25 protein-coding genes are annotated in these 26,126 nt (G+C 74.3%); 10 read left to right on the top strand and 15 right to left on the bottom strand.

From position 1 onward, the window contains the following. Nucleotides 1-29 precede the first annotated feature (29 nt). Entirely contained in the window at nt 30-770 is a 741-nt protein-coding gene (locus ABD343_RS38085) for a GNAT family N-acetyltransferase (protein ID WP_344535154.1), read from the top strand. Here the strand turns inward: ABD343_RS38085 and ABD343_RS38080 are convergent. Then, nucleotides 736-2,103: an erythromycin esterase family protein gene (locus ABD343_RS38080; protein ID WP_344535152.1), complete on the bottom strand. Its 1,368-nt coding sequence runs from the start codon at nt 2,101-2,103 to the stop codon at nt 736-738. The genes ABD343_RS38085 and ABD343_RS38080 overlap by 35 nt on opposite strands. Before the next feature lie 231 nt (nt 2,104-2,334). On the opposite strand from ABD343_RS38080, the gene ABD343_RS38075 reads away from it, so the two are divergent. Continuing rightward, nucleotides 2,335-3,036 carry a class I SAM-dependent DNA methyltransferase gene (locus ABD343_RS38075; RefSeq protein ID WP_344535150.1) on the top strand — a complete coding sequence of 234 codons (702 nt, stop codon included), beginning with the start codon at nt 2,335-2,337 and terminating at the stop codon, nt 3,034-3,036. Nucleotides 3,037-3,160: 124 nt separating this feature from the next. Further along, complete coding sequence (locus ABD343_RS38070; protein WP_344535149.1) at nt 3,161-4,147, top strand: aldo/keto reductase; 987 nt, start codon at nt 3,161-3,163, stop codon at nt 4,145-4,147. Here ABD343_RS38070 and ABD343_RS38065 read toward each other — a convergent pair. Beyond that, nucleotides 4,137-5,432 carry an acyltransferase family protein gene (locus tag ABD343_RS38065; RefSeq protein ID WP_344535148.1) on the bottom strand — a complete coding sequence of 432 codons (1,296 nt, stop codon included), beginning with the start codon at nt 5,430-5,432 and terminating at the stop codon, nt 4,137-4,139. The genes ABD343_RS38070 and ABD343_RS38065 overlap by 11 nt on opposite strands. A 92-nt stretch (nt 5,433-5,524) precedes the next feature. On the opposite strand from ABD343_RS38065, the gene ABD343_RS38060 reads away from it, so the two are divergent. Then, nucleotides 5,525-6,643 (top strand): DUF6461 domain-containing protein, encoded by a 1,119-nt coding sequence (locus tag ABD343_RS38060; protein WP_344535146.1) that lies wholly within the window; start codon nt 5,525-5,527, stop codon nt 6,641-6,643. Nucleotides 6,644-6,655: 12 nt separating this feature from the next. On the opposite strand, the gene ABD343_RS38055 is transcribed toward ABD343_RS38060, so the two are convergent. Continuing rightward, nucleotides 6,656-7,222 carry a histidine phosphatase family protein gene (locus ABD343_RS38055; protein WP_344535144.1) on the bottom strand — a complete coding sequence of 189 codons (567 nt, stop codon included), beginning with the start codon at nt 7,220-7,222 and terminating at the stop codon, nt 6,656-6,658. 365 nt (nt 7,223-7,587) lie between these two features. On the opposite strand from ABD343_RS38055, the gene ABD343_RS38050 reads away from it, so the two are divergent. Next, nucleotides 7,588-8,469, top strand: coding sequence for a putative RNA methyltransferase (locus ABD343_RS38050; protein WP_344535142.1), 882 nt, complete (start codon nt 7,588-7,590; stop codon nt 8,467-8,469). 6 nt (nt 8,470-8,475) lie between these two features. On the opposite strand, the gene ABD343_RS38045 is transcribed toward ABD343_RS38050, so the two are convergent. After that, nucleotides 8,476-9,732 (bottom strand): macrolide family glycosyltransferase, encoded by a 1,257-nt coding sequence (locus tag ABD343_RS38045; RefSeq protein ID WP_344535457.1) that lies wholly within the window; start codon nt 9,730-9,732, stop codon nt 8,476-8,478. A gap of 197 nt (nt 9,733-9,929) precedes the next feature. Then, nucleotides 9,930-11,384 (bottom strand): aminotransferase-like domain-containing protein, encoded by a 1,455-nt coding sequence (locus tag ABD343_RS38040; protein WP_344535140.1) that lies wholly within the window; start codon nt 11,382-11,384, stop codon nt 9,930-9,932. Here ABD343_RS38040 and ABD343_RS38035 point away from each other — a divergent pair. The 4 genes from ABD343_RS38035 (at nt 11,383) to ABD343_RS38020 (ending at nt 14,188) form a co-directional block, all read left to right on the top strand. After that, nucleotides 11,383-12,528: a DMT family transporter gene (locus ABD343_RS38035; protein WP_344535139.1), complete on the top strand. Its 1,146-nt coding sequence runs from the start codon at nt 11,383-11,385 to the stop codon at nt 12,526-12,528. The two genes, ABD343_RS38040 and ABD343_RS38035, sit on opposite strands and share 2 nt — an antisense overlap. A gap of 100 nt (nt 12,529-12,628) precedes the next feature. Next, entirely contained in the window at nt 12,629-12,820 is a 192-nt protein-coding gene (locus ABD343_RS38030; protein WP_344535137.1) for a DUF1918 domain-containing protein, read from the top strand. 101 nt (nt 12,821-12,921) lie between these two features. Next, nucleotides 12,922-13,794 (top strand): 3-hydroxybutyryl-CoA dehydrogenase, encoded by an 873-nt coding sequence (locus tag ABD343_RS38025; protein ID WP_344535136.1) that lies wholly within the window; start codon nt 12,922-12,924, stop codon nt 13,792-13,794. 100 nt (nt 13,795-13,894) lie between these two features. Beyond that, a complete protein-coding gene (locus ABD343_RS38020; RefSeq protein WP_344535134.1) occupies nt 13,895-14,188 on the top strand; it encodes a putative quinol monooxygenase in 294 nt (97 codons plus the stop codon). Between the two features lie 712 nt (nt 14,189-14,900). Here ABD343_RS38020 and ABD343_RS38015 read toward each other — a convergent pair. From ABD343_RS38015 to infC, 8 genes are all read right to left on the bottom strand, one after another. Then, nucleotides 14,901-16,214 (bottom strand): PP2C family protein-serine/threonine phosphatase, encoded by a 1,314-nt coding sequence (locus tag ABD343_RS38015; protein WP_344535132.1) that lies wholly within the window; start codon nt 16,212-16,214, stop codon nt 14,901-14,903. 197 nt (nt 16,215-16,411) lie between these two features. Beyond that, on the bottom strand, nt 16,412-18,988 hold the full coding sequence (gene pheT / locus ABD343_RS38010) for a phenylalanine--tRNA ligase subunit beta (RefSeq protein WP_344535130.1): 2,577 nt from the start codon (nt 18,986-18,988) through the stop codon (nt 16,412-16,414). Beyond that, nucleotides 18,988-20,118 (bottom strand): phenylalanine--tRNA ligase subunit alpha, encoded by a 1,131-nt coding sequence (pheS, locus tag ABD343_RS38005; protein WP_344535127.1) that lies wholly within the window; start codon nt 20,116-20,118, stop codon nt 18,988-18,990. Before pheS ends, pheT begins: the two co-directional genes overlap by 1 nt. A 183-nt stretch (nt 20,119-20,301) precedes the next feature. Next, nucleotides 20,302-21,372: a sensor histidine kinase gene (locus ABD343_RS38000; protein ID WP_344535125.1), complete on the bottom strand. Its 1,071-nt coding sequence runs from the start codon at nt 21,370-21,372 to the stop codon at nt 20,302-20,304. A 61-nt stretch (nt 21,373-21,433) separates the two neighbouring features. Then, on the bottom strand, nt 21,434-22,282 hold the full coding sequence (locus tag ABD343_RS37995; RefSeq protein WP_344535123.1) for a TrmH family RNA methyltransferase: 849 nt from the start codon (nt 22,280-22,282) through the stop codon (nt 21,434-21,436). 89 nt (nt 22,283-22,371) lie between these two features. Further along, nucleotides 22,372-22,755: a 50S ribosomal protein L20 gene (gene rplT / locus ABD343_RS37990; protein WP_344535121.1), complete on the bottom strand. Its 384-nt coding sequence runs from the start codon at nt 22,753-22,755 to the stop codon at nt 22,372-22,374. A 78-nt stretch (nt 22,756-22,833) separates the two neighbouring features. Beyond that, complete coding sequence (rpmI, locus tag ABD343_RS37985; protein WP_344535119.1) at nt 22,834-23,028, bottom strand: 50S ribosomal protein L35; 195 nt, start codon at nt 23,026-23,028, stop codon at nt 22,834-22,836. 112 nt (nt 23,029-23,140) lie between these two features. Beyond that, entirely contained in the window at nt 23,141-23,761 is a 621-nt protein-coding gene (infC, locus tag ABD343_RS37980; RefSeq protein ID WP_344535455.1) for a translation initiation factor IF-3, read from the bottom strand. Between the two features lie 349 nt (nt 23,762-24,110). On the opposite strand from infC, the gene ABD343_RS37975 reads away from it, so the two are divergent. Next, nucleotides 24,111-24,482 (top strand): DUF1844 domain-containing protein, encoded by a 372-nt coding sequence (locus tag ABD343_RS37975; protein WP_344535117.1) that lies wholly within the window; start codon nt 24,111-24,113, stop codon nt 24,480-24,482. Nucleotides 24,483-24,491: 9 nt separating this feature from the next. On the opposite strand, the gene ABD343_RS37970 is transcribed toward ABD343_RS37975, so the two are convergent. Together ABD343_RS37970 and ABD343_RS37965 are read right to left on the bottom strand one after the other, a co-directional pair. Continuing rightward, nucleotides 24,492-25,271 (bottom strand): MIP family channel protein, encoded by a 780-nt coding sequence (locus ABD343_RS37970; RefSeq protein WP_344535115.1) that lies wholly within the window; start codon nt 25,269-25,271, stop codon nt 24,492-24,494. A 112-nt stretch (nt 25,272-25,383) separates the two neighbouring features. Then, nucleotides 25,384-26,124 carry an SseB family protein gene (locus ABD343_RS37965; protein WP_344535113.1) on the bottom strand — a complete coding sequence of 247 codons (741 nt, stop codon included), beginning with the start codon at nt 26,122-26,124 and terminating at the stop codon, nt 25,384-25,386. Between the last annotated feature and the right edge of the window lie 2 nt (nt 26,125-26,126).

Genomic DNA, 26,126 nt, shown 5'->3' with positions numbered 1-26,126 from the left:
CGCCCCACGCGCCCCGTCAGCCTCGCGCCATGCCCACCGAGACCCTCCGCGACGCACGGCTGCTGGCCCTGGAGACCGACGCGATCCACGGCCTCGTCCCCGGCGGGGGCGGCGGGCCCCCGCGCCTCAGGGACACCACCGTCCGGGCCGTCTGGGCGGGCACGCCCCGGGCGAGCCTGCTGGCACTCGGCAAGGACGTACCGCCCCCGCCGCGCCCGGCGGCCGGGCCGGAGGCTCAAGGGGACGCCTCGCCCGGCGAACCGCCCGCCGTGCTGCTGCGGCTCGCCGCCTCGCTCGGGGCGCCGTCCGGGGGTTCCCGCCCGGTGACGGTCGAGGGCGGGCCCTCGTTCGTCTTCCCCGGGCGGCTCCCGGATCCCCCGGCACCGCCCCTCCCCCTCCTCGTCTCCGACGCGGAGGGCCGGCGGGAGGCGCAGCGGCTGCGGCGGCCCGGGAACTGGGAGGAGGACGAGTGGGCGGAGCTGATCCGTGGCGGGCTCGGCCCGTGGGCTATGGCCGTCCACCGCGCGGAGCCGGTGTCGGTCTGCCACACCCCCGCGTCCAACGCGCTGTCCGCCGAGGCCGGGATCTGGACCCGCGCCGACTTCCGGGGCCGCGGCCTCGCCCCGGCCGCCGTCGCCGCCTGGGCGGCGCTCGAACGCCCGGCGCGGGAGGTGCTCTTCTACAGCACCGGTGCGGACAACCACGCCTCCCGCGCGGTCGCCCGCACCCTCGGCCTCACCCCGCTGGGCTGGATCTGGCGGCTGCGCTGAGCGGCCGCGCAGCGTGCAGCCGGTGCAGGTGGACCAGGACGTCGTGCCCGCGCCCGAGCACGTAGGGGCGGTACGGGTCGCCGGGCGGGCCCACGTCACGGGTGGGCCGGGACGTGTGGAGCCAGGCGCGGGCCCGGGGCGGGGCGGTGCGCAGGTCGAGCACGTAGTCGCCGCGGGGCGTGGCCGCGCCCGCCGCGTCGAGGACGGCCTCGCTGCTGCCCGCGCGGGGCGGGCCGTGGCGCTCGGTCTGCCAGCGGCCCTCGTCGTCCGGCACGGTGGAGGAGCCGCTGCCGAAGGTCGTGCCGACGCTCAGATAGTCCCGGCCCAACGCGCGGCGCAGATAAGCCCCTTGGGTCTCCGGGTAGTGCGCCGGGTCGTACGTCTCGTAGGCGGTGTGGCCGTTGTGCGCGGAGAGCAGCATCCGGTGGCCCGTGTGCCGGTGCCACCAGGCGGTGTTGCGGGCCATCAGCGCGTCGCGGTAGCGCATGGCCTCGCGTGTCTCGCCGGGGTCCTCCAGGTCGTACGAGAGCAGCGTGACGGTCTGTGCGATGACGCGGGCGTGCTGGACGGCCCACGCGTGCGTGCCGTGCGTGCCGTCCGTGCCGCGACGCGCGGCGAGCAGCCGTACGGCGCGGCGCGCGCGTTCCGCGAGGGCGCGGCGGCGGGTCTGCGGCAGCGCGCTGAAGGACGCGGTCGTGGCATGGGCGCGCAGCTCCTCGTAGAGCGGTTCGATCACGCGCCGCAGCTCCGGGTGGCGGCGCGCGACGTGCCGTCGTACGTACGCGAACAGGGCGCCGTCGATACGGGGATGGCACAGGTCGTTGCCCATGAACCGGACCGGGGCGCCGGGGTGGCGGACGTTGTGGGCCCGCATCCAGGTGAGGAGGTCCAGATACTCCTCGACGTGCCAGGGCCAGGCCCCGCCCCCGAGTTCCCGTTCCATCAGGGCCCGGAGGTCGCCCTCGCCGGTCCGGACGTACGCGTCGAGGCGCAGCCCCGCGCCCCATCCGGTCTCCAGCGCGAAGGTGGTGAAGCACTTCTCCTCGACGAGATAGCGGAAGACGCGGTGCTTGAGCGTGAACATCTCGTGCGCCCCGTGCACCGCCTCGCCGAGCGCGACGACGGGCACCCCGCCGAGGGCTTCGCCCAGCGGCCGCAGATCGCCGTGCGGCCCGTGCGGGGCGGTCGTGCGCAGGGGGCGCGCGGCCCGGGCGAGCGCGCCGACGAGGCCGTCGCCTCCGGGGGCCGCGGCCCGGGCCGCCCACGGCACGGCGGCGGTCAGCGCGAGCGCGGGCACGGCGGCGAGCAGCGCGCGCCGGGGGACGGAGGACATCGGGCGGCTCCCGGTTCACGAGGGGGAAGGCGGTCGCTCCCCAGCCTCCGCCGCCCACGTCACCGGCGCGATCCAGCAGGCTGCCGTCCGGAGGTGGGGCCAGCCCTCCCCCGTAAGCGGCCCGTGGTCCCCGTAGGCGGCCCGCGATCCCCATGCGCGGCCCGCGATCCCGGTACACGCGGCCCGTAATTCCTTCGACCCGCCCGGCGTCGAGCCGTGATACTCGCCCGCATGCTGGATTTCACAGACTTCGACACCCGTGGCTACCGCACCGTGGACGTAGCCACCGGCTACGGCCAGTGGGTCGGCACCTACGAGGACACCGTCGAGGACGCGATGGACATCGCCCTCCTCGACGAACTCGCCGCGCCCGCCTGGGGGTCGGTGCGCCGCGCCGCCGACCTGGGCTGCGGCACGGGCCGCACGGGCGCCTGGCTGCGCCGCCACGGTGTGCCGTCGATCGACGGCGTGGACCTCACCCCCGAGATGCTCGACAAGGCGCGCGAGCGCGGCGCCCACGACAGCCTCGCCCAGGGTGACGTGCGCGCCACCGGCCTGCAGGCGGGCGCCTACGACCTGGTGATCTCCTCCCTCATCGACGAGCACCTGCCCGACCTGCGGCCCTACTACGAGGAGGCCTGGCGGATCGCGGCGCCGGGCGCGGCCTGTGTGGTGATCGCCTTCCACCCGCACTTCATCATGACCTCGGGCATGCCCACCCACTTCACCAGCGAGTCCGGCGAGCCCATCGCCATCGCGACCCACATCCACCTGCTGAGCGACCATGTGTCGGCGGGGCTGGGCGCCGGGTGGCGGCTGGCGGAGATGCGCGAGGGCGTGGTGGACGAGCGCTGGCTGGCCGTGAAGCCCAAGTGGGAGAAGTTCCGCAACCATCCCGTCTCGGCGGCCCTGGTGTGGCGCAAGGACGCGTGACCCGGACGGTCCGCCCGCACGCCCCGGACACCGCGCCCGGGGCGTTTGCGTTCGAGCGCGCTTCAACTCGTACGGTCGTGGCAACGATCCACTGACCAGGCGGTTCCCGCCAGGAGGTAGCACCATGTCCCCACTCCCGATCCGGCATCTGGGCACGCTGGCGGTCTCCGCGCAGGGGCTCGGCTGCATGGGGATGAGCCACGGCTACGGTTCCTCGGACGACGCGGAATCGCTCGCCACGCTGCGCCGCGCCCTCGACCTGGGCGTCACGCTCTTCGACACCTCCGACTTCTACGGCGGCGGGCACAACGAGGAGCTGCTCGGCCGGGCCCTCGCGGGGCGCCGGGACGAGGCGGTGATCGCCACGAAGTTCGGCTTCGCCAACCGGCTCGGGGAGCCCACCGAGATCCGGGGCGACGCCGCGTACGTGCGGCAGGCGTGCGAGGCCTCCCTGCGCCGCCTCGGCACCGACCACATCGACCTCTACTACCAGCACCGCGTGGACCCCGACGTCCCGATCGAGGAGACCGTCGGCGCGATGGCGGAGCTGGTCGCGGAGGGCAAGGTGCGCCACCTCGGGCTGTCCGAGGCGAGCGCCGCGACGATCCGCAGGGCACACGCGACGCACCCGGTCAGCGCGCTGCAGAGCGAGTGGTCGCTGTGGACGCGGGACCTGGAGGACGAGATCGCGCCGGTCTGCCGCGAACTCGGCATCGGGCTCGTCCCGTTCTCCCCGCTGGGGCGCGGCTTCCTCACCGGGCAGTACACCTCCGTCGAGGGCCTGGACGAGACCGATGTGCGCCGCACCCAGCCGCGCTTCGCCGACGGCAACCTGGAGCGGAACCTCGCGATCGTGGAGACGCTGCGCGAGCTGGCCGCCGCGAAGGGCGTCACCGCCGGGCAGCTCGCGCTCGCCTGGGTGCAGCACCGGGGCGAGGACGTCGTGCCGATCCCGGGCACGCGCCGCGAGAAGTACCTCGTGGAGAACGTGGCTGCCCTCGGCCTCGCCCTCTCCCCCGAGGACCTGGCCGCGATCGACGCCGCAGCGCCGCGCGAGGCCGTCGCGGGCGGACGTTACGACGAGGGCGCGCTCCGCTTCGTCAACCGCTGAGACGGCCGCGGGCCCGCGGGGGCGCGGGGGCCCGCATGCCGAACAGGAAGCGGGTGACGGGCGTACGGCGCACCAGCAGCTCATAGGCGGCGAAGGTGCCCGCGAGCGAGAGGGCCACGATGGCCAGGTACTTCACCGGCATCGGCGTCTCCCAGCCGACCACGCCGTAGGCGACGGCGACGACGATGGGCTGGTGCAGGACGTAGAGCGGGAGGACGGCCGGGCCGAGGTAGGCGTAGAACCGCCCGGCCCGGCCGTTCGCCGCGCGTGTCCCCGGGGCCGCGGCCTTCCGTACGGCGCGGCGGTCGAGGAGGCCGAGAATCGCGACGAGCCAGCACCATCCCGCGGCGCCGTAGACCGTACGGCAGGCGAGCGCGACAGGCGTCATGTCGACAAAGGGATCGTCGGCGGTCATGAACCCGGGCAGCGCCGCGACGAACAGGACGAGCCCGAACACGGCCGCGAGCCCCGCGTCCCGGCGCATCGCCTCCCGCAGCCGCCGGTCGGCGGCGAGCGCGAACCCGTAGAGGAAGAAGAGCAGATACGCCCACCGGTGCCAGCCGCCGTAGTCCTCCTCCAGTCCCAGCAGCGGGCTGACCACGGCGAGCGGCAGCGCGGGCAGCAGCACCACGGCGCCGCGCCGCCGCGCCACGAGCGAGCCGAGGCGCTCGCGCGCCGCCCGCGCCCCTCGTGCCCGCCCGCCGGGCAGCCCGCGCAGGAGCGACACGAACGGCACGAGCATCAGCGAGAACGCCAGCAGCAGCACAACGAACCAGAGGTGCCCGGTCTCGAACACCTCGCCCTGCACGACGAACGGGAACTCCTCCGGCTCGAACCGCACGTCGTAGTAGCGCGGCAGGAAGTCGGCGTACGACTCCCGGTATCCGGGGTCCGCCGCCCGTTCGCGCAGCCACTGCGGCAGGGGCAGGAGCGTCAGCTCCGCGAAGACCAGCGGCACGGCCAGCCGCAGCAGCCGCTCCCGGACGAACCCGGCGGCGCCCCGGCGGCGCAGCGAGTACCAGGTGCCGAGGCCCGCGGCGAGGAAGAGCATGGGCATCGCCCAGACGACGCCGAGCCCGGCGCCGATCATCGTGGCCTCGGTGGTCTGCTCGTTCTTGACGTAGAAGTCGTCCCGCGAGTCGAAGACCAGCGCGGAGTGGAAGAAGACCAGCCCGACGACGACCAGGGCACGCAGCGCGTCCAGCTCGGTCCGCCGCTCGGGCGTACGCGCCACGGGCTCGGCAGGTTCGACCGGCCCCGATTGTCGTGCCTGTTCCGCGGTCATGGCCCCTCCCCCGTACGCCGTCCGCTCCCCTGCGGGCCGCGCGTCTCCCACCACCGTGCCCGTACCGGGCGGCAACGGCCATACTCGGGGCCATGACCGACGGCACGGACACCGGCACGGACACCGGATACGACGGACTTCTCGACGAGTTGGGGCTCGCTCAGGGCGCGTGCGTCACCGCGGTCGCGGGCGCGGACGAGGCGGAGGTGATCCGGTGCTTCGGCGGCGACCCGGACGCCGTCGAGGAGATGCGGCTGGGCGAGAAGTTCGGGGAGAGGGCCGACCTCTCCGAGCGGCAGCTCATCGCCGTCTCGACGGCGGGGCCTGCGGTGGTCGTCGTCGAGTACGAGGGCTTCCAGGGCGTGCGCGAGGAGGTGCTGCGCCCGCTGTCCCGGCTGGGCGCCGGGCGGGCGGCCGGCGCGTACTGGAACGTGGACGCGCTGTCCGAACTCGCCCTGGCCGAGGACGGTTCCGTGCTCTCCTCCTTCGAGATGCTGACGCCGGAACAGCGGGAGGGGAAGCGCCCCGGGGCCTGGGACGCGTATCTGGAGGGGCTCGCCTTCGGCGTCGGGGGGAGCTGGGGCGACGGCGTGGCCGCCGTCGCACGGGCGACCGGGGCCCGGCTCGACGCCGCGTGGGCCGCGGGCCCGCACCGCGTGGTCGTGGTCGACGAGGTGCCGGAGGCCGTACTGCCGCAGGGACTGGAGGACTCGCCGCTGCTGCGCGAGGAGCCGTTCGCGCGGTATCTCGCCGAGCTGGGGCCCGGCGTGACGGCGGCGATGGAGCGCGACGCGGTCGAGCTGGCGGCCGTGCACCACGGGATCGCCCGGCAGCCGCTGTGCACGCTCGCCCTCGCCGTCCTCGACGGCTGCGGCCCGCCGGAGGGCCGCGAGGGGCTGCGCGCCGAGCTGGCCGCCGCGTACGCCGCCGAGCGGAACGGCGGCTCCGCCGACGGCACCGGCGGCTCCCACGACGGCGCCGGGCTCCGGGCCGAGGTCTGGCAGGTGCTCGGCGATCTGCTCGCGCGGGACGCGGGCGCGGGGACGGATGTGGGGACGGATGTGGGGACGGGGGCGGGAACGACCGCCGGGCCGCCGCCGATGTTCCGCCTCTCCCGCGCCATGACGACGGGCGAGGACACCGAGGAGATCCGCCGCTTCCGGCTGCTGCACGCCCTCCACGACGCGGCGGAGCGCGCCGGGCGGAGGTGAGGAACGGCCCGCTCAGACCAGGTGGACGCTCCACTCCCCCGGCCGCCCCGTCACCGTCAGGGCCGCGAGGGACTGGGGCTCCACGTGCCAGTACGCGTGGGGCGGCGCCCTGAGCACGTAGCAGAGCGCGGCCCGTACGACCGAGGGCTCGGTCACGGCGACGGCCCAGCCGCCGTCCTGCACCGGGCGCGTGTCCAGCCAGGCACCCACGCGCTGGATGAACGCGAGGAGCGATTCGCCGCCGTGGGGCGCGGCACGCGGATCCGAGAGCCACTGGTCGACGGCGTCCGGCTCCAGGGCCGTGACCTCCTGGAGCGTACGGCCGCGCCAGCGGCCCATGTCGCAGTCGCGCAGCGCGGGCTGCGCGAGGGGCGTCAGCCCCAGCACGTCGCCGGTCTCGCGGCAGCGCGCGGACGGCGAGCAGTAGCGCAGCTCGGCGGCGGCGAGGTGCGCGAGCGCGGGGATCATCCGCTGCACCTCCTGCCACCCCGCGGCGTCCAGCGGACGGTCGTCGTCGAAGCGCACATCGAGCACGGAGGAGCTCCGCGCGGCCGCGAGCAGCGTGAGACGAACGTGCATGGGCCGAGCGTAGGGGCGATCGGCCGTCCGTTCGACAGCCCCAAAGCACATGCCCCCGGCACACCGGGACGTCCCGGACCGGTGAAATCCCGGCCTTCGACCGGACGTGCCCGGCAAACCCGCCTTTCCGGACCGTCGCCCGACAGGGAGGGGAGGGGCGCGGGCCGGGTCGGTAGGGTTCGGGGCATGAGACCCACGGGTGTTCCCCACCGCTTCCTCTGAGCGGCGGTCCGCACGCCGCGGCGGCCAGTGGCCCGTTCCCGGGCCGACGGCCGCCCTTCTCGGCGTGCCCTCGTGAACCGTCGCAAGCACGAGAGCGGCGCGGCCCGCCGCCGCGCCCTCAGAGGAACCCCAGAGGAACCCCCATGCCCGCGAACTCCTGGGCCGCCGCGTGCGCGCCGCGCCACCGGCTGTTCTCCGTCCTGTCCTGCCCGCTGTGCGGCGAGCCCTTCCGGCCCGCCGACGGCGCCCTGCGCTGCGCGCGGGGCCACTCCTTCGACGTGGCCCGCCAGGGGCACGTCACGCTCCTGCCGGGCGGGACGCGCGCGCCCCGCGCCGACACCGCGCCCATGGTGCGGGCGCGCGCCGCGTTCCTGGACTCCGGCCGCTACGCCCCGCTCACCGACGCCCTCACGGAACGGGCCGCCGCGCTCCCCGTGCCCCTGAGCCGGGACGTCGTCCTCGACGCCGGGACCGGCACCGGCCATCATCTCGCCCGGATCCTCGACGCCCTCCCCGGCGCCGTCGGCCTGGGCATGGACGCCTCCCCGTACGCGCTGCGCCGCGCCGCCCGCGCGCACCCCCGGCTCGGGGCCGTCGGCTGGGACGTGTGGCGCCCGCTGCCCGTCCGTACGGGCTCGGTCGGCCTGCTCGTGAACGTCTTCGCGCCGCGCAACGCTCCCGAGTTCCGCCGCGTTCTGCGGCCGGACGGCGCGCTGCTGGTCGTCACGCCCACGGGACGCCACCTGGCCGAGCTGCGGCGGGACCTGGGCCTGCTGTCGGTCGGCGCCGGGAAGGAGGAGCGGCTGCGCGGGGCGCTCGCCGGGGGCTTCACCGAAGTCGGCACGTCCGTACGGGAGTTCGCGCTCGACCTCGCGGAGGACGACGTGGTGGACCTGGTGACCATGGGCCCCAACGCCCACCACGCCGACGGCCTCCGGGCACGCGCGGGCACGCTGCCGCGTACGCCGGACGGCACGTACCGCACCACGGCGTCCTTCCGGCTCTCGGTCTTCGCGCCGCGCTGAGGCCGGTCAGCGACCGCGCGCGCCCTCCCCTTCCGGCAACTCGCCGCCCGGCATCTCCCCGTGCGGCAACTCGCCGCCCGGCATCTCCCCGTGCGGCAACTCGCTGTCCGGCATCTCGTGCAGCATCTCCTCGATCAGCGAGACGGCGCGCGGGGTGCCGCCCTCGGCGAGGGCGTGCGCGCGGAGTTCACGGGCCCTGCGCGCCACCTCGGCGCTGCCGGTCAGCTCCATGAGCGCGGCGCGCAGGGCCTCGGGGGTGGCGTCCGGGGTGTCGATACGGCAGGCCACGCCCAGTTCCACCAGCCGGTCGGCGTTCTGGAACTGCTCGGCGCCCTGCGGCACGGCGATCATGGGCGTGGCGGTGCACAGCCCCTCGCCGCTGCCGCCCATGCCCGCGTGCGTCACGAACGCGTCGGCCTCCTCCAGGATCGCCGACTGCGGTACCCAGGAGCGCACTTCGACGCTGTCCGGCACGGGCCCGAGCGCCGCCGGGTCGGTGTGCTCGCCGATCTGCAGGACGACGTGCCAGCCGGGCAGCCCGCCGAAGGCGGCCACGCAGTTGCGGTAGAACTCCGGCTGCCGGGTGTACTGCGTGCCCAGCGACACCAGCAGGACGCGGGCGGCGCCCTCCGGACGCGTCCAGCTCTCGCGGGTGGCGCGCGGCCCGGAGCAGAGCCCGACGAACGTCACCACGTCCGTGTCCACCCGGTCGGCGTGCGGCTGCATGGCACGCGGGATCAGCGCCAGGGAGCGTCCCGGCGGCCCGGCGAAGACGTCCGGGTCGGTGGTGGTGGCGCCGCAGCGCGCGAGCCAGTCGGCGAAGGCCGCCCGGTAGGCGTCGGCGCCCGGCAGTCGGCGCAGGTGCGCGGCCACCTCCTCCTCGTACCCCCGCCAGGCCACGAACGTCGGGGAGAGCTGGAGGAGCGGGCGCCCCTGCGCCTCGGCGAGCGCGCGGGCGGCGTACGCGCCGATGTCGTACAGGTAGAGGTCGGCCGGGTCGGGTCCGTAGCTTTCCCGCAGTCGCGGAAGGGCCTGGACCGCGTCGTCGAGGAAGATGCGGCCCGCGGCGATCGGGTCGTCCGGCCAGTCGCCGGTGGCGACGGGCAGCGTGGAGCGGCAGGGGACGAACTCGGCCCCCGCGGAGGTGACGAGACCGGCCACGGCCGGGTCGTTGGCATAGGTCACGCGGTGGCCGCGGGCGACGAGCGCGCGCACGACCTCCAGACTGGGCAGCACATGGCTGACGATCGGGACGCCGATCATCGCGACATGGGCACGGCGGCGTGCGGGAGTACGCACAGGGATCACTCACTTCCGGTCTGCGGATGAACACGGGAACGGGAACGCCGCGTCGCCGGCGCGCGGGCCGCGTCGCACGCGGGCGCACCGGGAACGCGGGCCCCGGTGCGGGGCCCCGCCGTGATCAGCCGTAGATCGGAAGGAATGCCATGCCGGGCACCCTAGCCCGTGATCCCGAGGCCGTCACACGCGTTTCGCAGGCGCCGCACGCCCTCGGTGATCTCGTTCTCCCCCGCCGCCGGGGCGAAGGTCAGCCGCAGGTGCGGCGCGGGCGACTCCGCGGCGAAGTACGGGTGGCCGGGGGCGACGGCGACCCCGGCGCGGAGCGCGGCGGCGGCCAGGGCGTGCTCGTCCGTACCGCCCGGGAGGCGCAGCCACAGGTGGTATCCGCCGCGCGGCGCGTGCCGGAGGGGGAGCCCGGGGAGCTCCCCGGCGAGCGCCCCGAGCATGACCTGCCGCCGGGCCCTCAACTCGGCGGCGACGGTGCGCAGATGACGGCCCCACGCCGGTGCGCCCACGAGTTCGAGCGCGGCCTCCTGGAGCGGACGGGGCACGAAGAAGCTGTCGACGATCTGGATGGCCCGCAGCCGCTCCAGCGCGGGCCCGCGCGCGGCGAGAGCACCCACCCGCAGGCTGGGCGAGGTGATCTTGGTGAGGGAGCGGATGTGCACGACCACCCCGTCCGGGTCGTCCGCGCACAGCGCGGCGGGCAGCGGGCCCGCGTCCTCGTGCGCGAGGTGGCGCGCGAAGTCGTCCTCGACCACGAAGGCGCCCGCCTCGCGCGCCACGCGCAGCACCTCGGCACGGCGCTCGCGCGCGAGCACGGCCCCCGTGGGGTTCTGGAAGAGCGGCTGACAGACGAAGACCCGCGCGCCGCTCGCCCGGAACGCCTCGGCGAGCAGCTCGGGGCGCACCCCGTCGGTGTCCACCGGTACGGGCACGGGGCGCAGCCCGGAGGCGTGCGCGACGGCGAGCATGCCGGGGTACGTGGGCGACTCGACGAGCACGGCGCCTCCCGGGGGCGCGAGGGCGCGCAGCGCGGTGGTGAGGGCGCTCTGGCCGCCGGAGGTGATCAGCACGTCGGACGGCGCGACGATGCCCGAGGGGCCACCGATCTCGCGGGCGAACCAGCCCCGCAGCTCGGCCACGCCGTCCACCGGCGGCCTGCCCCAGGCCCCCGGCCGCCGCCCGGCGCGCGCGAGCGCGGCGGCGAGAGCCCTCTCGGGCTGGAGCCCGGGCGGGAGATAGCCGCCGTTCAGCTCGATGACGCCCTGCGGCGGCGCCTCCAGCGTGGTGAGCACGCCACCGGCGTCGACACTGCGGGGCGCCTGGTCCGCGGAGGCGTCGGCGCTCAGCGCCACCTCCTGCCATGAGGTGTCGCCCCTGGCGTGCGGCGAGGGCCCCGTACCCGCCGCACGGAACGCCCCGGCGCCGGGGCGCGTCACGACCAGCCCCTCCGCGACGAGCGCGGCGAGCGCGCGGGAGACGGTGACGGGACTGACCCGGAACCGCTCCACGAGCGCCCGGCTGGACGGCAGCTTCTCACCTGGCGAGTAGCGGTCCAGCTCGCTCCGCAGGGAAGCGGCGAGATCACCCACACTGCTACGCTCATGCATGAGAGCACACGATAGCGCTATCGACCCCGGCACGATAGCACCACAGACCGCCACCACCCCGCACACGGGCGCGGGCACGGACGCGGCTACGGGCGCAGGCCCGGATACGGGCATGGGGACGGGCACGGACGCAGGCTCGGGCATGGGCACAGGCCCGGGCGCGGGCACAGACCCGGGCGCGGGCACGGACACCAGCCCGCGCCCCGGCATCGGGGCCGCCTCCGGACCCGGGCCCGGCACCAGCTCCCGCCCCGGCACCGGCACCCGCCCTCGCCCCGGCACCGGCACCGCCCGTACCGGCGCGTTCCTCGCCGTTCTCGGTGTCGCCTTCTTCTCGCTCACCTTTCCCGCCACCGCGTGGGCCCTGGAGGGCTTCGGCCCCTGGTCGGCGACCGCGTTGCGGGTCCTGCTCGCCGGGATCCTCGCGGGCGGGACGCTCGCCGTGCTGCGCGTCCCCGTGCCCGAGCGGCGGCACTGGGCGGGCCTCGCGGTGGCCGCCTCGGGCGTGGTGATCGGCTTTCCGCTGCTGACGACGCTGGCACTGCAGACGTCCACCACGTCGCACGCGGCCGTCGTCGTGGGCCTGCTGCCGCTGACCACGGCGGTCTACTCCTCCGTACGTACGGGCTCCCGACCCTCGCCCCTCTTCTGGGCCGCCGCGCTCGCGGGCGCCGCCGTGGTCGTCGCCTTCGCTCTCTACCAGAGCGGCGGCGCGCCCTCGCTGGGCGACCTCTATCTGCTGGGGGCGCTGCTGGTCTGCGCCGCCGGGTACGCGGAGGGCGGGCGGCTCGCCCGTGAGCTGCCCGCGCTGCACGTCATCGGATGGGTGCTGGTGGGGTGCCTGCCGCTCGCGGTCGCCGGCTCGGCCCTCGCGCTGGCGTACGAGCCCGTGCACCTCACCGGCCACGCGGTGGCGGGGCTGCTGTGGAACGCGACGGGCTCGCAGTTCCTCGGCCTGCTGTTCTGGTACCGGGCGATGGGCCTGGCCGGGGTGGCGCGGGCCAGCCAGGTGCAGCTCGCGCAGCCGCTGCTCACGCTGTTCTGGTCGGTCTTCCTGCTCGGCGAGCACCTCTCCCCCGCCGCCCCGGCGGCGGCCGTCGCCGTCCTCGTCTGCATCGCGGTGGTCCAGCGGACCCGGGCCTGACACGAAGGGACCAAGTTCGCACACGGGCCGTAGACTTATCCACACCGAACGGGTATACGGCACAGATGACGTACCACCTGCGAACAGGAGGGCACTCCTGATGCGAGCGAACACAGGCGACCGTCTGCTGATGCACGGGCGGGTCGTGGGCCAGCACGACCGTGTGGCGGAGATCCTGGAAGTCCTGGGCACGGACGGCGAGCCGCCGTACCGTGTCCGCTTCGAGGACGGTCACGAGGCGGTGCTCTCCCCGGGGCCCGACTCCGTCGTCCAGGAGGGGAACCAGCGCTGAAGCCCGCCCATACGTGACCTTTCGCACCCGCCCTCCGCGCGCCCCGTCCGCACGGGTAACGTCGGGCGGCGAAACCGTTGAGGATCAGCGAAAGGCACGAGGTGACGGACTCTGTAGCCGGCGTGGAACGCGTCGGAGTGGTGGGCTGTGGCCAGATGGGCGCCGGCATCGCCGAGGTGTGCGCCCGGTCCGGACTTGAGGTCATGGTCGCGGAGACCAACGGCGAGGCGCTGGAGCTGGGCCGGACCCGGCTGGTGAACTCCCTCGGCAAGGCCGCCGAGCGCGGCAAGATCACCGAGGAGGAGCGCGACGCGACGCTGGACCGGCTGACCTTCACCACGGACCTGGGCGACTTCGCCGACCGTGACCTGGTGATCGAGGCGGTGATCGAGAACGAGGGGGTCAAGACCGAGATCTTCCAGGTGCTGGACCAGGTCGTGACCAGCCCGCACGCGATCCTGGCCTCGAACACGTCCTCCATCCCGCTGGTGAAGCTGGCCGTGGCCACGTCCCGCCCGGACCAGGTCATCGGCATCCACTTCTTCAACCCGGCGCCTGTGCAGAAGCTGGTCGAGCTGATCCCGGCCCTCACCACGAGCGACGAGACGATCAAGCGCGCGGAGGAGGCCGTCGGCAAGCTTCTCGGCAAGCACACGATCCGCGCCCAGGACCGCTCGGGGTTCGTGGTGAACGCGCTGCTGATCCCGTACCTCCTCTCGGCCATCCGCATGTTCGAGTCCGGCATCGCCAGCCGCGAGGACATCGACAACGGCATGGAGCTGGGCTGCGCCCACCCCATGGGCCCCCTCAAGCTCTCCGACCTCATCGGCCTCGATACGGTCGCCTCGGTGGCCGACTCGATGTACCAGGAGTACAAGGAAGCGCTCTACGCCGCGCCGCCGCTGCTCCAGCGCATGGTCGACGCGGGCCGCCTGGGCCGCAAGGCGGGCGCGGGCTTCTACACCTACGCCTGAGCGGCGCCTTCGGCGGCGCTCCCTGCACGCGGCGATGATTTCCGGAGTCCCTCCCGGTCTGTACGGGTGACACGAACAGACCAGTGGAGGGACTCCTGTCATGACAGTGATCGTCGCCGGAGCGGTGTACGTGGCCCCGGAGGAGAGGGACCGCTTCGTCGCGGGGCATCAGGAGATCGTCGCCCGGGCCCGCGCGCACCCCGGCTGCCTCGACGTGTCGATCTCACCGGACCCCCTGGACCCCGGCCGTGTGAACATCTACGAGTACTGGGACTCGGTCGAGACCCTCGACGCCTGGCGCGCGATCTCCCCCGTCCCCGCCGTCAGCATCTCCCTCAAGAGCGACCAGGTCCTCAAGCACGAGGTCGCCCGCACCGGCCCGCCCTTCGACTGAGCCCGCGCGACCGCCTACGGCACCTACGGCGCCTACGGCCGCAGCTTCCCGTACAGCTCCAGGCGCCGCTCGTGGTACGCCACATCGTCCGCCTCCGCGTCCGGCCCCGCGTCCCGCGCGCGCTCCCGCTCGTACGCCGCCGCCTCGCACCGCAGCCGGTGCCGGTGCCGGTGCCGGACGAGCTGCGCCAGGTCCTCCTCCGTGAGCGGGCCCGCCGTGCCGCCCGCCTCCGCGTACGTACGGACGAACGCCAGCGCCTCGGTCAGGTCCGTGGCCCACGGGTCGGTGAACCCCCGTGGGTTGCCCCGGTAGTAGTCGCCGTGCGGGGTCGTCGCGGTCGGCCCGGCTCCCCTCCGCGTACGGCCATACGGAGACGGGCCGTCCGCCCACGGCGGCCACCGTCGCCCCGCCGCGGGTCGGCAGCGGGGCCAGCGCCTCGGTCACGCCGCCCTCGCGCGCGTGCCGGGCCACCGTGGCGGCCGGCGGCACGGCCGACGCGCCGCCGGAGGAGAGCGCGAGGGTGTCCGCGCGGGTGAGCGCCGAGGTCACCGGGCCGGCGACGGTGATCTCCGGCCCGTCGAGGAGCCACGCGCGGCCCGGCGCCGCGACCGTCTCCGTGGGGAACCCGGACCACGGCATACGGTCGATCCGGGCGGGGATCAGACTGCGGAGCGGCGCTGAGCGCCCGGCTTCGGCTGCCACCCGGTCACGTCTATCCAGGCACCCCCGCGCCCCGGACATCCCCGTGCCCGCAGTCACTCGAAAGGGGCTGCGGACGCCGCTCCCTGCGCACCGCCAGCAGCGCGACATCGTCCCCGAGCCGCCCTCCGGTGTGCCGCAGCAGCGCCTTCCGTACGTCCTCCACGGTGCGCTCCGGATCGGCCCGCGCGCCCGCCTCGCGCAGCACGCGGTCGAGCGGGAAGAACGCGCGGCGCGCGTCGCGGGCGTCGGCCGCGCCGTCCGTGCACAGGAACAGCCCCTCCCCCGCGCCCAGCCGCAGCCGCCTCGGCTCGGGCAGCGGGACGGGCAGCGGGAAGAGCCCGAGCGGCGGCAGCGGCTCGGCGTCCGAGATCTGCAGCGGCGCGGCCATGGGAACCGCCGGGCGTCCCTGGCCGTACCGGCACACGGTGTCCGTGGCGGGCAGCCGGTACGGCCAGGGGTGCCCGCAGTTGAGGAGCGAGACCACGCCGTCCGGGCGGATCTCGACGAGCAGCAGCGTCAGGAACTCCTCCCCCTCCTCCTCGCCGCCCCCTTCACCGCCCGCCTCGCCGCCCCCGTGGCGCGTCCCGTGCACCCGGCGGCGCGCGAACCCGCGCTCCATGCGGCCGAGCACGCCGCCCAGCTCCTTCTCGTCGTACGCCGCCTCGCGGAAGGTGCCCAGGACCGCGCAGACCGTACGGATCGCGCGGAGGCCGTGGCCGCGCACGTCACCGATCACGAGCCGCACCCCGTACGGCGTGTCCACCGCGTCGTAGAGGTCGCCGCCGACCGCCGCGCCGCGGGCCGCCGAGAGATACCGGGCGGCGAGCGCCACCCCGCCCAGGCGCGGGGGCGGCGCATGGAGCACGGCGTCCTGCGCGGCGGCGGCCACTTCGAGAGCGCGCCCCAGATCGCGCTGGAGGAGCCGCCGCCGCGCCGCGATGCGGTAACCGGCGGCGAGCGTGCCGAGTGTCGCCAGGCCGCTGACCAGGAGCCTGGCGCCCATGCCCTCGCCCTCCCGCGCGCCCACGCCCATCGGCACCAGCGCTAAGAGGGCGCACGCCCCGGCGACCACCACGCCCGTGCGCCGCCCGGTGACGGCGCAGGCCAGCGCGGGGGTGACCGCGAGGAGCGGGGGCACGTGCGCGGGCAGCGCGCTGCGCTCCCAGGCCAGCAGGGCCAGCACCCACAGCGCGGGCACCGCGAGTCCCACGGCACGGCGGCGCTTCTTCCCCTGGATCATGCGGACGGCCCCCTCCGGCCCGACGAGGTGGTCGGGCCCCCGTCCCGTCCAGGCCACGACCAGGACGATGGTGCTGGACGGCATGGCCACACAGGACCAGGCTCCGGGGTCCACTCACCCCATCGTGTGACAAGCGGGCCGTGTGAACACCTGCGTTGACGTTTCTGCTGACACGGATGTCGACACGCGAAGGGGCCCGGCCGCATCCGGCCGGGCCCCGATCGACGGAGGGCGGGGGTCACCAGGCGTCACCAGACGTCACCAGGGACCCCCGAGGGACATCACGCCCCGCGCAGCACCGCTCCCGTGCGCTCGACCGCGGTGGCCACGGCGGCGTCGCGCGCCGCGCTGGCCTCCTCGGCCTTGAGCGTGCGGTCGGGGGCGCGGAAGCGCAGCGCGTACGCCAGCGACTTGCGCCCCTCGCCGAGCTGTTCGCCCGTGAACACGTCGAACAGGCGCAGCGATTCGAGCAGTTCGCCCGCGCCCGCGCGCAGCGCCGCCTCGACGTCGGCAGCCGGGACCGAGGAGTCCACGACCAGCGCGACGTCCTGCGTGGCCACCGGGAAGGTGGACACGTGCGGCGCCGACACGTTCCCGCGCCCGGCACGCTCGACGAGGTCGAGGTCCAGCTCCATCGCGCAGGTGCGGTCCGGCAGCCCGAGGGCCTTCAGGGCGCGCGGGTGCAGCTCGCCCGCGTGGCCGACGAGGACGCGGTCCCCGTCCAGCTCGACGTGGAGCGCCGCGCACCGGCCCGGGTGCCAGGGCTCGAACCGGGCGTTCTCGACAAGGAGTTCGGTCCCCGCCTGCCGCGCGACCGTACGGGCCGCCTCGACCGCGTCGGCCCACTGCGCCGGGCGGCCCTTGCCCCACCAGCCGTCCCGCTCGCGGGCTCCGGCGAGCACCGCGGCGACGTGCCGCGGCTGCCGGGGCAGCGTGGTGTTCTGCGCGGCGATCTCCGCGTCCGTGGGACGGCGGTCGACCGGCAGCCGCACGGCCGGGGTCTCCTCGCCGGTCCGCAGGAAGACGAGCCCGGTCTCGAACAGCGCGAGGTCGTGGGCGCCCCGGCCGTGGTTCCGGCGCAGCGCGGCCAGCAGGCCCGGCAGCAGCGAGGTCCGCAGGCCCGGCTCCTCGTCGGAGAGCGGGTTGGCGAGCTTGACGGTGTCGCGGCGGGCGTCGCCCGGCGCGATCCCGAGCTGGTCGAGGGCGGCGTCGCCGACGAACGGGTAGTTCAGCGCCTCGACGTACCCGGCGCCCGCCAGCGCCCGGCCCACCCGGCGGTGCAGCCGCTGCCGCTCGGTCAGACCGCGGCCCGCGGGGGGCTTGGGCAGCGTGGACGGCAGGTTCTCGTACCCCTCCAGCCGGATGACCTCTTCCGCGAGGTCGTTCGGGTCGGTGAGGTCGGGCCGCCACGAGGGCACCGTCACGGTCAGCTCGTCCTGCCCGCCCGTCGCCCAACCACCACCCCCCAAGGACGCGCTTCGCGCGGCAGCATCTCCGTAGACATCGCAGCCGACCTGCTGAAGGCGGCGTACGACGGTCTCGCGGCCGTAGACGACACCCGCGACGCGGTCGGGGTGGCCGTCGGCGAGCTTGATCGTGCGGGGGCCGGACGGCGTCGCGATCTCGGTGACGCCCGCCTCGGCCGTGCCGCCCGCGAGCAGCACCAGCAGGTCCACGGTGCGCTGCGCCGCGGCTGCCGCCGCCTCCGGGTCGACACCGCGCTCGAAGCGGCGGGACGCCTCGGAGGACAGCTTGTGGCGGCGCGCGGAGCGGGCGATCGAGACGCTGTCGAAGTGCGCGGCCTCGACGACGACGTCCGTCGTCGGACCGTCGGTGATCCCGCCCGGGGCCTCGACGTCGGCGATCTCGGTGTTGGCGCCGCCCATGACGCCCGCGAGGCCGATGGGGCCCCGGTCGTCGGTGATGACCAGGTCCTCGGCGTCCAGGACGCGCTGGACGCCGTCGAGCGTGGTCAGCTTCTCGCCCTGCTCGGCGCGGCGCACACCGATGGCGCCCTGGACCCGCGAGCGGTCGTAGGTGTGCAGGGGCTGGCCCAGCTCCAGCATCACGTAGTTGGCGATGTCGACGGCCAGCGAGACCGGGCGCATGCCGCCCTTCTGCAGGCGGCGCTGGAGCCAGAGCGGCGAGCGCGCCTCGGGCCGCAGGCCCGTCACCGTACGGGCGGTGAAGCGGTCGCAGCCGCGCGGGTCGGAGACCCGCACGGGGTAGCCATGGGCGTTGGGCGCGGGGACGTCCAGCAGCGCGGGGTCGCGCAGCGGCAGCCCGTACGCGGTGGCTGTCTCGCGCGCGAGGCCGCGCATCGAGAGGCAGTAGCCGCGGTCGGGCGTGACGGCGATGTCCAGCACCTCGTCGACCAGCTCCAGCAGCTCGATCGCGTCGGTGCCGGCCTCGTGCTCGGGCGGGAGCACGATGATGCCGTCGTGGTCGTCGCCCATGTCCAGCTCGCGGGCGGAGCAGATCATGCCCTCGGATACGTGCCCGTACGTCTTGCGGGCGGAGATCACGAAGTCGCCGGGCAGCACGGCGCCCGGCAGGACGACGACGACCTTGTCGCCGACGGCGAAGTTGGTCGCGCCGCAGATGATGTTCTGCGGCTCGCCGGTCCCGTTGGCCTGGCCGACGTCCACCTGGCAGTAGCGGATCGGCTTCTTGAACTCGGTCAGCTCCTCGATCGCGAGGACCTTGCCGACGACCAGCGGGCCCTTGAGCCCGGCGCCGAGCTGCTCGACCGTCTCGACTTCGAGACCGGCCGAGATGAGCCGGGCCGCGACGTCACGGCCGGACTCCGAGGCCGGCAGGTCCACGTACTCCCGGAGCCACGAAAGCGGGGCCCGCATCAGATCTCCATCCCGAACGGCAGGGTGAAGCGCGCGTCACCCTCGACCATGTCTCGCATGTCCTCGACGTTGTGGCGGAACATCAGCATCCGCTCGATGCCGAACCCGAAGGCGTATCCGCTGTACCTCTCCGGGTCGACGCCGCAGGCGGTCAGCACCCGCGGGTTGACCATGCCGCAGCCGCCCAGCTCGATCCAGCCCTCGCTGCCGCAGGTGCGGCACGGGCGGTCCGGGTCGCCGACGGAGGCGCCCCGGCACACGAAGCAGACCATGTCCATCTCGGCGGACGGCTCGGTGAACGGGAAGTACGAGGGTCGCAGCCGCGTGCTCAGGCCCTCCCCGAAGAGCGCCTGGACCATGTGGTCGAGGGTGCCCTTGAGGTCCGCCATCGTCAGGCCCTCGTCCACGGCGAGCAGCTCGACCTGGCTGAAGACCGGCGTGTGGGTCGCGTCCAGCTCGTCGGTGCGGTAGGTGCGGCCCGGGCAGATCACGTAGACCGGCAGCTCACGGTCGAGCAGCGAGCGGGCCTGCACCGGTGAGGTGTGGGTGCGCAGCACGACGCCGGACTCCTCGCCCTTCTTCTCCGCGTCCTCGCTCTGGACGAAGAAGGTGTCCTGCATGGAGCGCGCGGGGTGGTCGGGGCCGATGTTGAGCGCGTCGAAGTTGAACCACTCGGTCTCGACCTCGGGGCCCTCGGCGACCTCGTACCCCATCGCGACGAAGATGTCCTCGATGCGCTCGGAGAGCGTGGTCAGCGGGTGCCGGGCGCCCTCGGGCACGCGGTCGTAGGGCAGCGTGACGTCCACCGCCTCCTCGACCAGCACGCGCTCGTCGCGCTCCCGCTCCAGCTCCTCCTGCCTGCTCTTGAGGGCCTTGCTCACGGCGCCGCGCGCCTGGCCCACACGCTTGCCGGCCTCGGCCTTGGCGTGCGGCGGCAGCGCGCCGATCTCGCGGTTGGCGAGCGCGAGGGGGGAACGGTCGCCCGCGTGGGCGGCCTTGACCTCGCGCAACGCGTCGAGATCTCCGGCCGCGGCGACGGCGGCGAGCGCCTCGTCCCTGGCCCGGTCGATCTCTTCCGGTTTCAGTGCCTCGACCTCGACAGGGTCGTACGACTTATTGGGTGCGGACATCTCTTCCCGTGCTTCCGATTCGGCTGGCTGCGCTCTGCCCCACGACTGCGTGCCAAAGGTCGAGTCTAAGGGGGTGCGCGTGATCTCTCGTACGCGGATGTACGCGGACAAGTGCTGCGGACGGTGCCGCTGACGGACGCTGCTGTCCCCGCTGTCCGGAAAGCCCGTGCGCGCCGCCCGTGCTCAGGCCATGAAGGCCGGGGCGCCCACGGGCAGGATAAATCGGAACCTGGCCCCTCCGACGGGAGAGCGGTCCACGCTGATGGTGCCGCCGTGGGCCTCGACGATGCCCTTGACGATGTAGAGCCCCAGGCCCGTGCCGCCGCGCCGGCTGCCGCGCCAGAAACGCGTGAAGACGCGGCTCATCGACTCCTCGGGGATGCCGGGCCCTTCGTCGCTCACGGTGACAGCCGTTCCTTCACTCTGATACCGGGTCTGTGCGGGTGCCACCTCGATGGTGACAGCTCCCTCGCCGTGCCGCACCGCGTTTTCGAGCAGATTACCGAGCACCTGGTCCATCTTGTCCGGATCGGCCCAGAGCGTGGGCAGCGGCTCGGCGATGCGGGTCACGAAGCGCGCGGCGGGCTGCCCGGCGGCGGTGTGGGCCTCGACGTGACGGCGCACGGCCGCGGCCATGTCCACGGGCTGGCGGCGCACCTCCAGCCGCCCGGAGTCGATACGGGAGATGTCGAGCAGCTCGGCGATGAGGCGGGTGACGCGGTTGGCGTCGGCGTCGACGGTCTCCAGCATCAGCCGCTTCTGGTCGTCCGTGAACCTCTCCCACTTGGCGAGCAGCGTCGCCGTGAAGCCCTTGACGGAGGTGAGCGGCGAGCGCAGCTCGTGCGCGACGGTGGCGATCAGCTCGGCGTGGCTGCGCTCGTTGCGCCGCCGGGCCTCGGTGCCGCGCAGCGAGACGACGACGCGGTCCACGGGACCGCCGCGCCGCGCGCGGACGTAGCGCGCGGAGACCAGGACCTCCCGGCCGCCGGGCAGCAGCAGATTACGCTCGGGCTGGCCGGTGCGGACCGCGAGACCCGCGTACGGATCGGTGAGCTGCCACCAGCGCCGCCCGTCGAGGTCCTCCAGCGGGAGCACCGCGTGCAGGGGCCGGCCGAGCGCCTTGTCGGTGGGGGTTCCGGTGATACGGACCGCCGCCGCGTTGAAACAGACGACCTGTCCCCCGGCGTCGGCGACGACCAGGCCGTCCGGCAGGTCGTCCGGGTGGAGTCCGCCCAGGTGCGCGGCTGCTTCCATCCCCGTTCCACCCCTCCTCCCCGTGCCCTCTCCCCAGTGCACGCGCTGGGCGGACACCCTACTAGGTCGGCGGGAGCGCGCGGGACTCCCGGCGGGGGCGCTGGGCGCGTGCGGTCGCGTAGAGGCACACGGCGGCGGCCGTGGCGAGGTTGAGGCTCTCGGCGCGCCCGTGGAGCGGGACGCGCACCACGGCGTCCGTCAGGGCGCGGGTCTCCTCCGGCAGGCCCCACGCCTCGTTGCCGAAGACCCAGGCGGTGGGGCGGCCCATGGTGCCGTCGTCCAGCTCGTCGTCGAGGTCGCGCTCCCCCGCGCCGTCGGCGGCGAGCACCCGCGTCCCGGCCTCGCGCAGCCCTCGTACGGCCTCCTCGACGGGGACGCCGACGGCGACGGGCAGGTGGAAGACGGATCCGGCGGAGGCGCGGACGGCCTTGGGGTTGTAGACGTCCACGGAGGCGTCGGTGAAGACGACGGCGTCGGCGCCCGCCGCGTCGGCGCAGCGCAGGACGGTGCCCGCGTTCCCCGGGTCCCGTACGTGCGCGAGGACGGCGACGAGGCGGGGCCGGGCGGCGAGGGCCTCGGCGAACGGGACGTCGAGGAAGCGGCACAGGCCGACGACGCCCTGCGGGGTGACGGTGTCGGCCATCTCCGCCACGACCTCCTCGGTGGCCGTGAGCACGGGCACCCGCGCGGCGCGGGCCGCGTCCAGGATGTCCCGGTGCCGGACGGCCGCCTCGGGCGTCACGTACACCTCGACGAGGTGCTCCACGGCCTCGCGGACGGCCTGCGGTCCCTCGGCGAGGAAGCGTCGCTCCTTGCGGCGGAAGCTCGGCTTGTGCAGCTTGCGCGCGGCGGTGACGCGCGCGGACCGCGTGGAGGTCAGCTCAGGAGTCTCGCGGGGCTCGGGGGACACAGGGGGCGCACCATCTTCCGGAGGGGCAAAACAACTCGCCGCCGCGGTCGGACCACGACGGCGAGAGGAGAGACGGCTCGGAGAACCGCTCAGGCGGCCTTCGGCGCGTTCACGTCGCTCGGCAGGGCCTTCTGCGCGACCTCGACGAGGGCAGTGAAGGCGGCGGCGTCGTTGACCGCGAGGTCGGCCAGCATCTTGCGGTCCACCTCGATGGAGGCGGCCTTCAGACCCTGGATGAAGCGGTTGTACGTGATGCCGTTCGCACGCGCGGCGGCGTTGATCCGCTGGATCCAGAGCTGCCGGAAGTCGCCCTTGCGGCGCTTACGGTCGTTGTAGTTGTAGACGTAGGAGTGGGTGACCTGCTCCTTCGCCTTGCGGTAGAGGCGGGAGCGCTGGCCGCGGTAGCCGCTGGCCTGCTCCAGGATCGCCCGGCGCTTCTTCTGAGCGTTCACTGCCCGCTTGACGCGTGCCACTTGTTGACTCCTTGTACGGGGACCGTGCGCGGTCAGGCGCCCGGCCCGAGATCGATGGGGACCCGGTCGTGCGGGGTCTTACAGGCCGAGAAGCTTCTTGATCTTCTTGGCGTCGGCCGGGGCCGCTTCGGTCTTGCCGGCAAGGCGGCGCGTCAGCGTGGACGGCTTGTGCTCGAGGTAGTGGCGGCGACCGGCGCGCTGGCGCATCACCTTGCCGGAACCGGTGATCTTGATGCGCTTGCGGGTGCCACTGTGCGTCTTGTTCTTCGGCATGTCGCCGTTCTCTCCTCGTCGGTGGCGCCCCGTGCGGTCCGGCCGGATGCCGGCACGCCGAAGCGCCATCTGGTTCGTATAGGGGTACCGGGGCGTGGTGCCCCGGGAGGGCTCACGCCTCGGCAGGCTCCTCGGCGGGCTCCTCAGCGGAGGTGGCCTCCGGCTGACGCCCGGCCTTGCGGGCGGCCTGCGCCTCGCGGGCCTCTGCCATGGCCTCGGTCTTCTTCTTGTGCGGACCGAGAACCATGATCATGTTGCGGCCGTCCTGCTTCGGGTTGGACTCCACGAAGCCCAGGTCGGCCACGTCGTCCGCGAGCCGCTGGAGCAGCCTGAAGCCCAGCTCGGGGCGGGACTGCTCACGACCACGGAACATGATCGTGATCTTGACCTTGTCACCCTGCTTGAGGAACCGGACGACGTGACCCTTCTTGGTGTCGTAGTCGTGCGGATCGATCTTCGGCCGGAGCTTCATCTCCTTGATGACCGTGTGCGCCTGGTTCTTGCGCGCCTCACGGGCCTTCATGGCCGACTCGTACTTGAACTTTCCGTAGTCCATGAGCTTGCACACCGGCGGACGGGCGTTCGCCGCCACCTCGACCAGGTCGAGGTCGTATTCCTGTGCGAGCTCCAGGGCCTTGGCAAGCGGCACAATGCCGACCTGCTCGCCACTGGGACCGACGAGTCGCACCTCGGGGACGCGAATCCGGTCGTTGATGCGGGGCTCGGCGCTGATGGGGCCTCCTCGGGTACACCGCGCGGCCGTCTGGCGGACAGCCGCGCCTGAGTCTGTAAAAGTGTGACCACCGTCGGCGGGACGCAAAAAACGCCCCAGACGGGACACAGGCGGGGCTCCTCACAGACCGGGAGCACCGCCGCGGAGTCACCGCGGGGCGCAGCCTGACCATTGACCCGCGGCTTGGACAGCCGCCAGGTGGGAGATCGGAGCCTCCACTTGCGGGCTGAGGACCACCATCGAGGGTGAGACTTCAGCCGGTCGATATCCGAGCATACCAGGGGTGGCGGAAAGTGCGTCCCCCAAGGCCGTACGCCCGTACGAGGGCGGCGGCATTAGGCTGGCCCGCATGAGCGACGCCGCAGCCACCGGGCCCTCCGGACAGTCCCCCGACTTCGACAGCATGACCCGCGACATCGCGGACGTGCCGGCGGTCGAGGTGATCACCACCGTCGCGGTGCACCTGATGAGCTCCGCCGCCGTGAACCTCGGCCTCGCCGAGGAGGGCGAGAAGCACAAGGACCTCGACGAGGCGCGGAAGCTCATCCAGGCGCTGGCCGGGCTGATCACCGCCAGCGCCACCGAGATCGGCTCGTACCACGCGGCGCCGCTGCGCGACGGGCTGAAGTCGCTCCAGCTCGCCTTCCGCGAGGCGTCCGTCGTCCCGGACGAGCCGGGCCAGGGCCCCGGCGAGAAGTACACGGGGCCCGTCTTCGGCTGACCCGGCGGCTCACCTCACGTCGGGCGTGCGCCCGGCCCTGTCGGCCTCGGCGGCGACGTTCGGCTGCGGGTGGGTGATCGCGTGCACCACCGCCGCGAGGACGCCGCCGATCAGCGGGGCCACGATGAACAGCCAGAGCTGCGAGAGCGCGGCGCCGCCCGCGAAGATGGCGGGGCCGATGCTCCGCGCCGGGTTCACCGAGGTGCCCGTCAGCGGGATGCCGACCAGGTGGATGGTGGCCAGCGCGATGCCGATGGGCAGCCCGTCGAAGCCGACGACGGCCACCTTGTGGGTCACGCCCAGCACCACGTAGACCAGCAGGAACGTCAGCACCAGCTCCGCCACGAAGGCGCCGCCGGTGTTGATGTGCACGGCGGAGCGGTCGCCGAAGCCGTTGCTGCCGAACGCCTCGCTGGTCTTGAGGCCCGGCACCTGTTTGGCGACGAGGAAGAGCAGCGCCGCGCCCGCGATGCCGCCGACGATCTGCGCGATCCAGTACTTGACGGCCGTCTCCAGATCGAGCCGCCGTGCCATCAGCATGCCGAGGGTCACGGCGGGGTTCACATGGCAGCCGGAGATCGGCCCGATGGTGTACGCCAGGGCGAGCAGCGTGAAGCCGAAGGCCAGCGCGATGCCGAGGGTTCCGATGTACTCGCCCGCGAGCACCGCGGCACCGACGGCGAAGAAGACCAGCAGCAGCGTGCCGAGGAACTCGGCGGCCAGCGGCTGCGGGCTCTCCTCCAGGTCCTTCAGTTCAGGCGCCTTGAATTCCGGCGACTTGACCTGCATGGCGACCTCCCGTGGGGGTCGATAGGAGGCACCGGGGGCCGGTCTCCCCCGGCACTTCCCGAGTGTCCGCCGTGATCAGCGGGTCCGCACCTCGAACGCGGCGCCGACGCCCTCAGCGGCGGTAGAGCGCGTGCTCCGGCAGCGCCGTGCCGGGCGGGAGGAGCGCCAGGTCCAGGCCGTGGACGAGCCGGGCGCGGAGCGCCTCGTCGGCGGCGAGCGCCCCCGCGGTCCGCTGGGCCACCGCGGCGACGTCGGCGCCCTCGGCGAGCGCCAGGGCGAGCGTCCCGTCCGTGCCGCCCCCGGCTCCCGGGGCCAGGTGCGCGCCCAGGATCTCCGGCTCGGCCGCGAGGACGGCGCGCAGCGCGTCCGTCACCGCCGGGTCGGCGGCCGGACGGGTGTCGGTACGGCCCTCCGCCGCCGCGTAGAGCGCGGAGCCGCTCAGCTCGTACGTCACCGGGCCCGCGACGTCCAGGACCAGCGCGTCGGCCCGCTCGTGGGCCAGCGCCTGGAGGGCCTGCGCGAAGCCGACGGCGACGGGGCGGGCGTCGGCGCGCCAGCGGGCGAGCGAGGCGGTGGAGGTGAAGGCGGGCAGGGCGCTGCGCCCGCCGGAGGCCTGGAGGGTGGGGACGGCCATCTCGCTGGTCTTGTCGCGGCGCAGTCCGTCCTCGCCGGTCTCGGACTCGGTGAGGACGGCGACGACCGGCACCAGCAGCCGCGCGTGGGGCAGGGCCGCCAGCACGCGGGGCTCGGCCGCGCGGTCCTCGGACCAGGCCGCGAGGGCGGCGGCGAGGGCGGGGTCGGCGGAGCCGTCGTCCTGCGAGAAGGTGTGTTCCGGAATGTTCTTGAGCGCCACGA

This window comes from Streptomyces albiaxialis (genome assembly GCF_039530985.1).
Taxonomy (GTDB): Bacteria; Actinomycetota; Actinomycetes; order Streptomycetales; family Streptomycetaceae; genus Streptomyces; species Streptomyces albiaxialis.
This window is presented reverse-complemented; position numbering and strand designations above follow the sequence as displayed.

Excerpts from the sequence above, each read along its gene's own strand:
- ABD343_RS38085 (WP_344535154.1), top strand. The coding sequence starts at position 30 with ATGCCCACCGAGACCCTCCGCGACGCACGGCTGCTGGCCCTGGAGACC.
- ABD343_RS38080 (WP_344535152.1), bottom strand. The coding sequence starts at position 2,103 with ATGTCCTCCGTCCCCCGGCGCGCGCTGCTCGCCGCCGTGCCCGCGCTC.
- ABD343_RS38075 (WP_344535150.1), top strand. The coding sequence starts at position 2,335 with ATGCTGGATTTCACAGACTTCGACACCCGTGGCTACCGCACCGTGGAC.
- ABD343_RS38070 (WP_344535149.1), top strand. The coding sequence starts at position 3,161 with ATGTCCCCACTCCCGATCCGGCATCTGGGCACGCTGGCGGTCTCCGCG.
- ABD343_RS38065 (WP_344535148.1), bottom strand. The coding sequence starts at position 5,432 with ATGACCGCGGAACAGGCACGACAATCGGGGCCGGTCGAACCTGCCGAG.
- ABD343_RS38060 (WP_344535146.1), top strand. The coding sequence starts at position 5,525 with ATGACCGACGGCACGGACACCGGCACGGACACCGGATACGACGGACTT.
- ABD343_RS38055 (WP_344535144.1), bottom strand. The coding sequence starts at position 7,222 with ATGCACGTTCGTCTCACGCTGCTCGCGGCCGCGCGGAGCTCCTCCGTG.
- ABD343_RS38050 (WP_344535142.1), top strand. The coding sequence starts at position 7,588 with ATGCCCGCGAACTCCTGGGCCGCCGCGTGCGCGCCGCGCCACCGGCTG.
- ABD343_RS38045 (WP_344535457.1), bottom strand. The coding sequence starts at position 9,732 with ATGATCGGCGTCCCGATCGTCAGCCATGTGCTGCCCAGTCTGGAGGTC.
- ABD343_RS38035 (WP_344535139.1), top strand. The coding sequence starts at position 11,383 with ATGAGAGCACACGATAGCGCTATCGACCCCGGCACGATAGCACCACAG.
- ABD343_RS38040 (WP_344535140.1), bottom strand. The coding sequence starts at position 11,384 with ATGCATGAGCGTAGCAGTGTGGGTGATCTCGCCGCTTCCCTGCGGAGC.
- ABD343_RS38030 (WP_344535137.1), top strand. The coding sequence starts at position 12,629 with ATGCGAGCGAACACAGGCGACCGTCTGCTGATGCACGGGCGGGTCGTG.
- ABD343_RS38020 (WP_344535134.1), top strand. The coding sequence starts at position 13,895 with ATGACAGTGATCGTCGCCGGAGCGGTGTACGTGGCCCCGGAGGAGAGG.
- ABD343_RS38015 (WP_344535132.1), bottom strand. The coding sequence starts at position 16,214 with ATGCCGTCCAGCACCATCGTCCTGGTCGTGGCCTGGACGGGACGGGGG.
- pheT (WP_344535130.1), bottom strand. The coding sequence starts at position 18,988 with ATGCGGGCCCCGCTTTCGTGGCTCCGGGAGTACGTGGACCTGCCGGCC.
- pheS (WP_344535127.1), bottom strand. The coding sequence starts at position 20,118 with ATGTCCGCACCCAATAAGTCGTACGACCCTGTCGAGGTCGAGGCACTG.
- ABD343_RS38000 (WP_344535125.1), bottom strand. The coding sequence starts at position 21,372 with ATGGAAGCAGCCGCGCACCTGGGCGGACTCCACCCGGACGACCTGCCG.
- rpmI (WP_344535119.1), bottom strand. The coding sequence starts at position 23,028 with ATGCCGAAGAACAAGACGCACAGTGGCACCCGCAAGCGCATCAAGATC.
- ABD343_RS37975 (WP_344535117.1), top strand. The coding sequence starts at position 24,111 with ATGAGCGACGCCGCAGCCACCGGGCCCTCCGGACAGTCCCCCGACTTC.
- ABD343_RS37970 (WP_344535115.1), bottom strand. The coding sequence starts at position 25,271 with ATGCAGGTCAAGTCGCCGGAATTCAAGGCGCCTGAACTGAAGGACCTG.